A 12,226-nucleotide genomic window follows, 5' to 3' on the forward strand; every position below is an offset into this window, starting at 1 on the left:
TTCCACTTATATTTTCAAATGTTCATTATTTTCAAATGTTCATCAACAAAATCATTGATATTGATTTCATCCTGAATCTCTTCAATTCCTTTTAATAATAGATTGGCTCTATCATCTGATATTAATTCAGAAAACGACAGGTTACCCCTAAATTTTTTGATTATATCATTATAGGACATATAATCTTTTGTGAAGAATTTTTCATGTATATTCTTATCATTTTCCAAGACAGTTCCATCTTTCAATGTAATTACAACTTTTTGTTTTCTTCCCTCAGGGCGATCTCTTATGATTACTTTTTTAGAAATCTCGGATACTTCAAAATCTTCTTCAATCATTTTGTTTGTAATCTCCGCTGGACCAAACCTTTTATTTTTGATAGCTGAAACAACCTCATAAGGGGCACAAAACTGTGCAGCAACATGCAGGTTTTCTGACGAAGGGTTCCATGGCACACCCACTAAGCCTCCTATCCCGACAAATATTTCTATGTTATCGATATCTTTTAATGAGATTTTATTTCTTTCTGCAAGTTCAATTGCTGCTTCTATTGCAGGATGACCTGCACCACAACATGCATATTTTTTAAAAGCTAATTGTTCGATCTCAAAATGGTCTCTTTTTCCATCAATATCGGTTTTATAGGTAGGAGAAGGTTCAGCTTCGCCACCATAGATACAAAATAATCCTCTTTTAGAAAGAAAAATATGATGTGGCCCACTAATTCCTTTTTGAGCGAAATATGCACTAACTACACCTGCCCTGCTGGCAATCGCAGGTTGAATCCTTTTGGTTAATGTATTGTCGATCAGAGCTTGCCGGTTTCCTGAGGCATGGGCATAAAATATCCCAAAGGCATCCATTGTTTGTTCTACTGATAATCCTAAAAGACGACAACTTGCAGCAGTTGCACCGAAACCTCCAATAATACTGGTTGGTAAAAATGCACCATGGGTTTTTCTTGCATGATATTCCCGTCCTAACCTTCCGGATATTTCAATACCTAAAATAATCGCTTCCAGGACTTCTCTCCCTGTCGCATTTTGCTCTTGTCCTACAGCAAAAGCAGCAGGTACTACTACGGATGTTATATGCGTAATTGAAGGTATGTGTATATCATCAAGATCAAGGGCATGTATAAAGACGCTGTTTACAAAAGCAGCATCAGGGGCAGCGAGCATGGTACCATCGATCCATACTGTAGCTTGTGACGTTCCTCCAAAATATTTTTCCTGATCTAATACCTCCTGTACACCCGGAGAATAAAAACCTGCAAACGAAACCCCAAAATCGTCAATTAATGCTTTTTTTGCAGCCTTTATTGCCTCATCGGTAATTTTATTTTGATCTGTCAGTACAGCTATTTCAGCCAGTTGCCTTGACAGTAGTCTATCATTTTCTTGTGAGAAGGTTACATTAACGATAAACAGGAAAACAAATGTAGACATCAGACTTTTCAGCCCTAAAAACTGTTTTACATTTTTTTTAATTGTAACCAGCAAAATATTTGAGACATTTGCTCTAAATATAAATTTCTTATTAAAACACATAAGAGCTATTCTTTTAATGATGAATTATATAGTTCCCGTAAATCATCCATCATGCTTTGTTGCGCATTTTCTTCATTTTTGACCAAATCTATATGGTGTTTCCTGGCAGAATCCAATTGCTTCCAGCGTTCTGTTATCATGCGGGATACCTCGGATGGAGCTACACCTCCTTTAGAATTTGTAACCTCAACAAAATGCACAGGGTCCATCAACATCGTTAACTCTGATTGAGATAAATCTAATTCATGCCCGACTACTTGTTTTGCAGCATCCTGTAAGGTCTCGATATTTGCTTCATTAAAATTAGTAGCAATACTTTTTTGCTCAGCTGACTTGTGTATAAATATATTTACAATTTCATGTGCTTTTCTAAAATCGATTGTGAACCTTCGGGAAATCTCATTAGCCAACTCACTTGAGCAAGAAGATCCTTCACGCACGGTAGCCAACATAACTTCTTCGTGGAGTTCCATACCTGGGAAATGATATAAAAATTGATTTGTCATCCCTTTTACAGAATTAATAGCTTGTAAGGTAGGAGGGGCAAATTTGTATGCCATTGCATTCATATCGCCATGAGGAATGCGTATCCCCATGGTAGCAACTTCTGTTAAATAACCCACCATTGTTGCTGAATGATTATAGGTACTTTCAAAATAAGTTTGATTACTGCGTTTATTTGGCATCATAAAACTACCCGCACCTATTTCAAATTCAATAAAATCATATTCCCGGGTTGACCAATAATCCAAATCTACTCCCAGTCTGCTAAGTATGGCCGAAATGTTGCATAACCCCGCAACTAATGAAACATAACCATCTGTCTGTGAAACAGCATCATTTGTATTTTCAATTAATCCTTCGCATGCAATGTAATGACTAACCATATCCCGGTCAATAGGCCAACTTGTCCCTGCAAGGGCACCGCAACCAAGTTCATTAAGGCTCATTGCACGATAGCCGTCTTCAAGGGTTTTTATACATCTTTGTATAGGATCAAATACAGACAGGATATAATGACCAAATGTTGTAGGCTGTGCATGCCGAATGTGTGTATAACCGGGCATAACTGCTTCTTTACTGCGATCAGCCAATTCTAGAAGTATTTGTGAGAAATCATCCAATTCGATGATTAGTTTCAACAATGCAGGACGTATGGCCATTTGTTGCTTCATACTTGGCTGAGTCCTTGCTATCCGTAAATAATTTCCAACCTCTTCTCCATATTTTTCAAAAATAAAAGTTTCCAGGTCACCAATATTTTTATAATTTTCTTTTGGGTTTTCCCAGAACTCCAACAATGCACCGGCTAATGCGTTAATACTATGGTTGGGAACCATACCTGTCTTCATTTCCATTACAGCCCATGCGGTGTTAATCCATGCTGTATGATCAATAGTATTAATACTATCGACCAAGGCTGTGAGATCATTTTTATATGGACTCCATGCGTTCAGCATCCATGGCATTGAATGGAGCCCTGTATTACCTATCGGTTTTTCACTGTATAAAACTTTTTCCGGAATCCTTTTGTGATAATATTCGCTTAAAGTGCGACTTTTAATATGATATTCTCTACTTCCTGTTTCCTGGCTAAAACAGGTTCCGAAAATCAAAATAGAAAGGATTATTGTACCGATAAAATTCTTAATATAATTCATGATGTTTTGTTTGTGTTAGAATGCTTATAAAATAGATAACATGATATATGTAAACATGTTACGAATCGACAGACATGCGATGCGTTGTCAATAGAAAATCGATACTTGCTGAAAATTTTAAAGAATAAACATCTAATGATAGTTCGCATAGACAAATTCGTAGACAACTTTTAACTTTCGGCAAGTATCGTTCAAAAATCAACTATAGCTTAATATTGGGGATTCTGTACTAGATTTTTATTGATTTGTATCTCACTGGTTGGAATGGGCCACAAATACTGCCTGTCTGGCCATGACCGCTTGGCCAACCTTCTTATTCTGCCTTCTTGAAACATGTTGGTCTCTTCAAAATGCGCAATGCCGTCCTCATCAATAGGAGGTGTATCCGGCCAAAACCATAAACCCGGTTCCACGACTTTGTTGCGCAGATCGTCAGCTGATGACAAAATGCCATACGTCCACATGTTCATGACTTTTTCAGCTAATCTCCATCTGACTAAATCACAATATCTGCGCAATCCTTCAAAGCCAAATTCCATTCTTCTTTCTACCCGCAATTGTCTCCGTAATTCATTTTGATCCGTAACAGTTACTTTAGGATAAGCTGATGAACTTATATCCACTTCGTAGGCGCGGGCACGTACATGGTTAATCGCATCTAAAACAGATTGGTCAATTTCATTTAATTCAATTTTGGATTCCGCATAATACAGTAAAACATCTGCATAACGAACAACAATACTGAGCGGCTCCGCAAGACTGTTTAACCAGTCAGATTCTTCGCCATTTATCCATTTTCGAACAGCAAGACCGTTAAATGATGCAAACCTGTCATTCCCTCGGGAATCTTTATTTGTTACATAGCTGCCTGTATTTGAGTTAAATACGACAAGAGAATCCGGATGAGGCTCGTAAACAACCCCGGCGAATTGAGAACCGAACTCAATAATTGTCTTGTTACATCTTGGATCCCTGTTTTCGAACGGATTTTGCGGATCGAACAGGGGCGATTCATCAATCGGTAAACCATCTGTACATAAATACGACGCAAGTAGTTGCCATGACGGGCCGCGAACCACAAACCCTCCCGGTGTTCTGGTGCACAATTGAGCACCATGACCTCCAAGCACAACACCATACTCTTTTGATCGGGGTATTGCAAAGATGATCTCTTTTGATAGTCCTGTTTTTTTTGCAAAAACATCTTCATATTTTGGGTGAAGCTCATAAATTCCCAAATCTATGCAAGCTTTAGCCGCATCACGCGCAACTTCGTAATCCCCCATATACAGGGCAATCCGCGATTTCATGGCTAAAGCTGCGCCTTTTGTGGCACGCTGAAAACCACTGTACGTTAATGGTAAATTTTGAGAAGCGAAATCAAAATCTTTATAAATCTCCTGAAGTATTTCTTCTTTATCTTTTCTCGATAATGAAAAAGCCTCATCTACCGTTAAAACATTTGTATAAAACGGGACATCACCCCAATGAAATATCAGGTTAGAATACCGGGCGGCCCGATGAAACATTGCCTCTGCCTTTAACTGTTCCTTTTTATCATCGGAAATTCCTTCTGCATTTTGAAGTTCCTGAATTACCCGGTTTGCATTTTGGATTTGTTGATAATTACGCCCCCATAAAGTTTTGACAAAGCTAGTACTTGCATCAAGCGATCCGCCATCAAGGGCTCCCACTCGATCTCTGTAGATTAGGTCGTCCGTCCACAGGTCAATGGCCTCGAGGTTAAATTGCTGATCCCAATACCCTATTCCATAAAAATAGTTCATAGACATATCAAATTCTTCGCCTGAGGAGTACCAATTTTCAGTAGAAGCAGAAGATAAGGGAGCCAAATCCAAATCATTACATGCATTGCCTATCAAAATAATAAACCCGAAGGCAATTATTAATTTATTTTTATAATTCGTAGTTTTCATATTAGTTCCTTTTAAAATGTTACAGAAAGGCCGAAAAGAAAAGTCCGGGTTATCCAATAATCACTGGGAGATGACTCGGGATCCCATCCCGGATAATAATTGTCGATTGAAAATACGTTCGACACGTTCCCATATACCCGTATGTTCTGCATTTTACATTTCTCTACAAAACGACTAGGTAAATTATAACCAAGCATAATATTTTTCAGCCTGAAATATGCTCCATTAAACATCCAGAAATCTGAAAAGGCAAACATTTGCGTGGTAGCACTTCTTGTAATCCGTGGATATTTTGCATTCAGGTTTTCTTCCGTTGTATTGTACGCGCTCCAGTAGTGTTTTGCATATTCTTCAGAAATTTCCTGTTCAACCGCACCATAAGGTTTTACCATATCCGGTAGGATCCTTTTATTTTGTTTTCCAACTCCTTGAAAAACCAATGAAAGATCAACATTCTTATATTTCATATTGATATTTCCACCATACATAAAACGGGGCATTGAGCCCCCGAGCAATACCCGGTCATAATCCGGTGAGATTATTCCATCGGGTTTTCCATCAGGACCACTAATATCTAATAATTTAATATCGCCCACCCGAACTGTGGAGTTAAGGGTTGGATAATCAGTTAACTCCTCCTCCGTTTGAAACAACCCATCGGATTTATAGCCATACCATTCGTTGAATTCACTGCCTTCTCTTTTTATTTGGGTTCCCAAAAATTCTGTTCCACCCAGGTCTCCCATTTTCGATATGAAATCAGAAAGATTAGCCGACACTGAATAACTAAAGTCTCCTGTTTTATTAGAATATCCTATTTCCGCTTCCCATCCTTTTGTATTCATTTTTCCACTATTCTGATCAGGATTCGAGACTCCCATGTAATCAGGTATCTCCAGAGCCAATAACATGTCATGGGTCGTTTTTTTGTAGTAATCTCCGGTAAACCTCAACTTATTGTTAAAGAAATATGCATCGATACCGAAGCCGTATGTTTCAGTTGTTTCCCAGCTAATATCTTCAATAGCAAAATCGGTGACCTTAGCATTTAGCACTGAGACTATATTATTCCCCTCGTACAATAAATTACTTCCAAAATTGAGAGTACTTTGATAGGGGTAATTTCCAATCCTGTCATTTCCCAATACACCCCATGAGGTTCTGATTTTTAAAAAGGACAAACTAGAAAAACTTTTCATAAATTTTTCTTCCGAAAGTACCCAACCCAACGAAACCGAGGGAAAGAATCCCCACCTGTAATCACTATGAAACCGTGACGATCCGTCATACCTGAAATTGGCCTGTAACAGGTATTTTCTGTTATAATTGTAGATGAGCCGTCCAAAATAGGAACGGTAAGCAAGCTCATATGCATTGCCATCATTGGATAAATAATTTTCGTTACCCCTGCTTAAATAAGGGAATGTACTTAATTCAAACTGATCGCTTGATGCGGATAAATCTTCGCTGAAACTAGAATAGTTTTCGTAACCGGCCATTAAATTGAAGTTGTGGTTTTGTATGTTTCCCGCATAATTTACCAATAGCTGTGAGGTAACATTGTAACTCTCATTTCTGATTTCATTCAGGAAAGTTGAGTTAGCACCGAAAGCATAACCTGTAATATTATCCGGGTCATCCCTGTCGTAATAGGGAACTTTCTTACGCCAGTCTTTTCTTTTTGTATCATTATATCTTGGAGATATGATCATAGAAATCTGTAAGTCTTTTACGAGAGTAATATCCAGTGATATTTTTCCTCCTACACGGTTTTCCCATAACGTATTGGAGCCGCCACTTTTTAAAATCGCCGGGTTATTATACCCTGCACGGGTACCGGTTGCACGCCCATTTTCCCAGAATGGCGTGTAGCCAGGATTGAAACCTAAGCTTAATGGTGTTATTGTATGATTTATTGTTCCTCCGTTATTTCCGACTACTCCTTCTTTATCAAGAATACGGGAATAATAAAAATCAATTGTTCCGGATATGAAATTATTGATTGTCAAATCGTTATTCACCCTCACATTCATCCTTTCATAATATGCCCCTTCTTCAGCAATATCATTATATAACTTATCTGATTTGGCATAACTTAAGGAAGCTTTTGTTTTTAATTTTTCTGTTCCCATGGTATAAGTTAGTTGATGATTTTGTGCTGGAGCAAAATCATCCATGGTATTCTCAAGCCAGTTATAATCAGGATATGCATAAGGATCCTCCGCATGGAGTGTTGCGTAGTTTTCTATGAGATCTTGTTCGAAAAGCGGATATTCACTACCCGTATTGCCTGCGTCATTCCACCTCGATTCATTATAGAGTTTCATAGATTGAACTGCCCCGACGTATTCAGGTAGTCTCGTTGGCACATCTATACTGTATTTAACTTCATAATTTAGACTTGCTGTGCCGGTACGAGCCCTTTTGGTTTCAATAAGGATTACGCCTGAAGCTGCTCTGGAACCATATATCGATGCTGAAGCGGCATCTTTCAGGACAGATATATTTGCAATGTCATTCGGGTTGATATCGCTAATGCTCCCAGGAACCCCGTCAATAATATATAAAGGATTACTGTTGTTTATACTTGTAATCCCTCTGATTCTTATCGTTGCGTCATCACCGGGTTTATTTCCCGTTTTTGTTACCATCAGACCAGGTATTGCACCTTGTAACCCTTGCGATAATTGCAGTGTTTGCCTATCTGAGATCAGTTCCCCCTGAACAGAAGATACAGAACCTGTTAAGTCACTTTTCTTCATAGTCCCATACCCAATAGCAACAACTTCTTCCAGGCCAATTGTTTCGGCTATCATTTGAATATTAATTATGGCCTGGCTCCCTACTTCAATTTCCTGAGATTTCATCCCCACAAACGAAAATTGCAGGATAGCATTATCAGGAACATTAGCTAATACATATTCTCCATCACCATTGGTAACCGTTCCTTGTGTAGTGTTTTTTACTACAACTGTTACACCAGGCAGTGGTTCACTGGAGGAATCAGTAACTTTGCCTGAAACGGTTTTTTGTTGTTGTATTGTTTTTTCGGAATTTTTTGAAGTAAGCGCAATTTGTCTGTCAGTAATTTTATAGGCTACATTGGTATTTTCGAAAATCTCGTTGAGGATGTCTGGTATTAACTTGTTTTTTAATGCAATACTTATTTTTCTTTCAACATCAACAACAGTTGCATCGTATATAAAATAAAAATCAGACTGATCTTCAACTTCGCTTAAAATTTTCTTTATAGAAGTATTTTTAAAATCTAAGCTTAAAGGCGTATTTTGAGAATAAGTGTTGGTTGCAATAACCTGCGAGATACTTATTATTACAACAAAAAGTGTTGCTCTCATAGCCATTAATAATTTCGATTTCCAAATCGATTTGATTACAGAAATCAGTTTACAATTGTTTTTTTTCATAAATTTGTACTGATTTGATTAAAAACTCAAATTAATTTGTGCCATGGCATAATATTATTGGCACATAAGAAATTACTAAGGAGATGTTACCAGCATCTCCTTATTTAATTAAATAGATTGTTTCTTCATAAGCAATAATTTTTAGTTTAGTTTGACTTAAAATTTAATTCAATTATTGATTTATTTAGATTGTTGTTTTCTAAAATCTCATATTGAATTGGACAAGAATATTCGATATAGTTTAATATCTCATTTAAATTTTCGTCTTTAAAATTGGCGTTAAAAACTGATTTATATACTTCACTGTCTTTTACAACCATTTCTACATTAAATTTACGTTCCAGTTGTTCTATGACTTCTTTCATTGGTGTATCCTGAAATATTAAATACCCTTCTTTCCAATTTGTATAATTGTTAGTTTCAACTTGTGACAGAACTCCTTTTTTTTGCCGTGTATCGTATTCAACCATCTCTCCCGGTTTTAACTCGTATACTAATGAATTGTCATTGGTTTTAAATAATTCCACTCGCCCGGTTTCCAGCACAACTTTTATCTTATCGTCTCCGGGATATGCACTTACATCGAATTTAGTACCTAAAACTTTTACTTTTAAATTCTTACAGGATACGACCAATGGAAACTTTTTGCTCTTTGTAACATTTAGATATGCCTGACCATCCAGAACTAAATCACGATTATCAAATGAATAGCCACTGTTATAAGATAGTGTTGTGCCGGAATTTAACCAAACTATTGAACTATCGGGTAATATTATTTTTGAAATTTGACCATTTTCTGCAACGACTAAAGTATTTTTTAGTTCAATTGTTAATGGAGGTTCTGTCTTTTGTTTATTTAAATAAAAAAATAAGGGAATTCCAACTAGAAAAACAAATACAGCAGCGTACTTCAGGAAAGTTTCTATTTTAAACAGAGGTTGTTCTTTTTGGGAAATCCTGTCTTTTAATAACAAATATGATTTCTCAACATCATAATCCTGTAATTTTTTTGTAGAAGATAATATAGCCCAGGCAAATTTTACTTTTCTGAATGCGTTTTTATCTTCTTTTCCGGTTGTGATATCAGTTAATATTTTGTCTTTATTTTCAGGACTGATATTTCCGGTAACCAGATTTACTATGTTTTTGAAATCTTTCATAATGTTCCTCGGTAATAATATTGCATGAAACAGTATTTACCCTTGCTGATAAATATTTTTTTCTCAGAATATGCTTACAAAAAACCAATGAGTTGATTTTAAACTACAAATAAATATGCAACGAGAGGCAAATAATCTTTTAGTGCGATCCTAAATATCTTTAGTCCTTTTGAAATATGACCTTCAACAGTTTTAACCGAAATATTGAGTTCTTCAGCTATCTCCCTGTTTTTCATTTCTTTAAAACGACTCAGCTCAAAGACTTTCCTGCATTGCAGTGGTAATTCTTCAAGTGTTTTTTCTATAATTTGTTCTAACTCCCGGAAAGTAAAAACAGAGGTGTCGATGGTGTTTAAAGTTTCGAAGTTCAGTTCCAGTTCCCGGCTATCAATGGAATTTGAGAATAATTTTTGCCGGTAACGATTGTCGCGAAGTCTATAAAGACAATTGTTTTTAGCTACAGTATATAAAAACGATATAAGATTGGTATTATCTTTTAATTCCTTTCTTTTATTCCAAAGTGTAAAGAATGTATCTTGTACAATGTTTTCAGTCAAATCTTTTACCGGGATAAATTCGAAAATAAAATAATACAACCTTGAGAAATAGTTGTTGTAAATAACTTTGAAAGCAATTTCATCACTATTTTTTAACCGGTCAATAAGTTGTTGTTCATTTTCGTTCATGTGGTCTAATAGATAGTAGGTGACAAAACTATAAAAATTTTGAATACTCAAAGTAATGTTGCTGACTTCAGTCCGGAACCTTCTTTTTAAACTTTTGTTTAAGGCAATTCATATCCTCACTAATTTTTTTCTCCAAAACCTTAGCATAAATTTGCGTTGTTGTCAACTTTGAATGCCCTAACATTTTACTAACAGATTCAATTGGAACTCCGTTATTCAAAGTCACAGTGGTAGCAAAACACCAAACCCAAAAGGCAATTCAAAAGAAACAAGCGTAATTCGCATTAGTACAATGATTTGTGTCTTATTCTGTCTTTTGATGGCTTAACCCCAAAAGGCAGAAAAAAGCAGGTTTAGGAGATAGTTCAGTTACTTATCCGTTACCTGTTTTTGAAGATGCAAAAGGTGGCAAAACAAGGAAGTTGAAACCAAGCCTGATTGATTGTTCGGATTCTACTTTTGACTGGCCTTGATTGTCATATTAAAGCACTGTCTGTCTTATGCTTACATCTATTCAAATAGCTCTGTTAGAAATAATTTTATCAATTAAAGTAACAGGGTATGAATCAGGAATTAAAACTTCTCTTCTACATCAAAAGGAGCGAAACCAAAAAGGACGGGACTTGTCCTGTCATGGGACGAATTACCATTGGAAAAACAATGGCACAGTTCAGTACAAAATTAACCGTTCCGGTATCCCTATGGGATACCAGGGCTAACCGTGCATCTGGGAAAAGCAAACAGGCCGTTCGCATTAACCGGGTTTTGGACAAAACCAGTTTGTCCGTTAACAGCCATTTTTCAAGTCTGACCGGACTAAACGGAAAGGTAACTGCTACCGAAGTTAAAAACGCCTTCCAGGGGATATCATCCGCACAGGAAACCCTTGTCCGGTACTTCTCCCGCCATAACCAAGAATTTTATAAACGTGTGGGGATAAACAGGGAACTATCCACTGCCATTCAATATGACAACTCACTGAAACACCTTACCCGGTTTATCGAAAAGAAATACCGGGTTTCGGATATCCCGTTTTCCAAACTCGATTCTTCGTTCATAGAAGCCTATGATTTTTACCTGCGGGTAGAGTTAAAACGGATGCCCCAAACAATTGTAGGTATTACGCGGCACCTTCGGAAAATGATAAAGCTGGCCATTGCCGAAGGAATTATTTCACGCGACCCGTTCGAGAATTATTCCCCCGAGCGTCCGAAAGCCAGACAAAAGTACCTGACACGGGAAGAACTCGACCGGATAATGACCACTCCGTTAGACCATCCTGCCCGATACCGTACCCGCGATATGTTTTTGTTTTCGGTTTTCACAGGACTGGCTTACCGCGATGTATTTAACCTGACAGAAAAGAATATTGTAAAGGCTGACGACGGGGTATTGTGGATTAAGACTACCCGACAAAAGACCGGTACACCCTGTGAAATCCCTTTGCTGGATATTCCCCTGAAAATTATAGAAAAGTATAAAGGACTGACCGAAAATGGCAAACTACTCCCGATGTTGAGTTGCGGCAGGATAAACAAGAACCTGAAAGTAATCGGTAAGACTTGTAACATCGACCGCAGGTTGATTTACCACATGGGGAGGCACACGTATGCCACCGAAATCTGCCTCTCACAGGGAGTTCCCATTGAAAGTGTCAGCCGGATGTTAGGACACCGTGATTTACGTTCCACCCAGATTTATGCCAAAATTACCAACGATAAGATTGCTGAAGATATTCGCCGGGCAGAATCCCGTATCGACAGTAAATTTCAATCAACAGTCATATAAACCAAAAGAATTTTCAATA

Annotated in this window: 7 protein-coding genes; 1 reads left to right on the top strand and 6 read right to left on the bottom strand. The window is 37.2% G+C overall.

Features of this window, described 5'->3' with window-relative positions; genetic code table 11:
- Positions 1-14: 14 nt before the first annotated feature.
- The 6 genes from GM418_RS29965 to GM418_RS29990 form a co-directional block, all read right to left on the bottom strand.
- Positions 15-1,550, bottom strand: a complete 1,536-nt coding sequence (locus GM418_RS29965) for an MmgE/PrpD family protein (RefSeq protein WP_158871892.1) — start codon at positions 1,548-1,550, stop codon at positions 15-17.
- Positions 1,551-1,555: 5 nt separating this feature from the next.
- On the bottom strand, positions 1,556-3,211 hold the full coding sequence (locus GM418_RS29970) for a lyase family protein (RefSeq protein ID WP_158871894.1): 1,656 nt from the start codon (positions 3,209-3,211) through the stop codon (positions 1,556-1,558).
- A 209-nt stretch (positions 3,212-3,420) separates the two neighbouring features.
- Positions 3,421-5,148: a RagB/SusD family nutrient uptake outer membrane protein gene (locus GM418_RS29975; protein WP_158871896.1), complete on the bottom strand. Its 1,728-nt coding sequence runs from the start codon at positions 5,146-5,148 to the stop codon at positions 3,421-3,423.
- A gap of 11 nt (positions 5,149-5,159) precedes the next feature.
- Complete coding sequence (locus GM418_RS29980) at positions 5,160-8,573, bottom strand: TonB-dependent receptor (RefSeq protein WP_158871898.1); 3,414 nt, start codon at positions 8,571-8,573, stop codon at positions 5,160-5,162.
- A 146-nt stretch (positions 8,574-8,719) separates the two neighbouring features.
- On the bottom strand, positions 8,720-9,733 hold the full coding sequence (locus GM418_RS29985) for a FecR family protein (RefSeq protein WP_158871900.1): 1,014 nt from the start codon (positions 9,731-9,733) through the stop codon (positions 8,720-8,722).
- Positions 9,734-9,831: 98 nt separating this feature from the next.
- Positions 9,832-10,419, bottom strand: a complete 588-nt coding sequence (locus tag GM418_RS29990; RefSeq protein WP_158871902.1) for an RNA polymerase sigma-70 factor — start codon at positions 10,417-10,419, stop codon at positions 9,832-9,834.
- Between the two features lie 561 nt (positions 10,420-10,980).
- Here GM418_RS29990 and GM418_RS30000 point away from each other — a divergent pair.
- Positions 10,981-12,207 (top strand): site-specific integrase, encoded by a 1,227-nt coding sequence (locus GM418_RS30000; protein WP_158871904.1) that lies wholly within the window; start codon positions 10,981-10,983, stop codon positions 12,205-12,207.
- The last annotated feature ends 19 nt before the right edge of the window (positions 12,208-12,226 follow it).

This window comes from Maribellus comscasis (assembly GCF_009762775.1).
Classification (GTDB): domain Bacteria; phylum Bacteroidota; class Bacteroidia; order Bacteroidales; family Prolixibacteraceae; genus Draconibacterium; species Draconibacterium comscasis.

Excerpts from the sequence above, each read along its gene's own strand:
- GM418_RS30000 (WP_158871904.1), top strand. The coding sequence starts at position 10,981 with ATGAATCAGGAATTAAAACTTCTCTTCTACATCAAAAGGAGCGAAACC.
- GM418_RS29975 (WP_158871896.1), bottom strand. The coding sequence starts at position 5,148 with ATGAAAACTACGAATTATAAAAATAAATTAATAATTGCCTTCGGGTTT.
- GM418_RS29980 (WP_158871898.1), bottom strand. The coding sequence starts at position 8,573 with ATGAAAAAAAACAATTGTAAACTGATTTCTGTAATCAAATCGATTTGG.
- GM418_RS29990 (WP_158871902.1), bottom strand. The coding sequence starts at position 10,419 with ATGAACGAAAATGAACAACAACTTATTGACCGGTTAAAAAATAGTGAT.
- GM418_RS29970 (WP_158871894.1), bottom strand. The coding sequence starts at position 3,211 with ATGAATTATATTAAGAATTTTATCGGTACAATAATCCTTTCTATTTTG.
- GM418_RS29985 (WP_158871900.1), bottom strand. The coding sequence starts at position 9,733 with ATGAAAGATTTCAAAAACATAGTAAATCTGGTTACCGGAAATATCAGT.
- GM418_RS29965 (WP_158871892.1), bottom strand. The coding sequence starts at position 1,550 with ATGTGTTTTAATAAGAAATTTATATTTAGAGCAAATGTCTCAAATATT.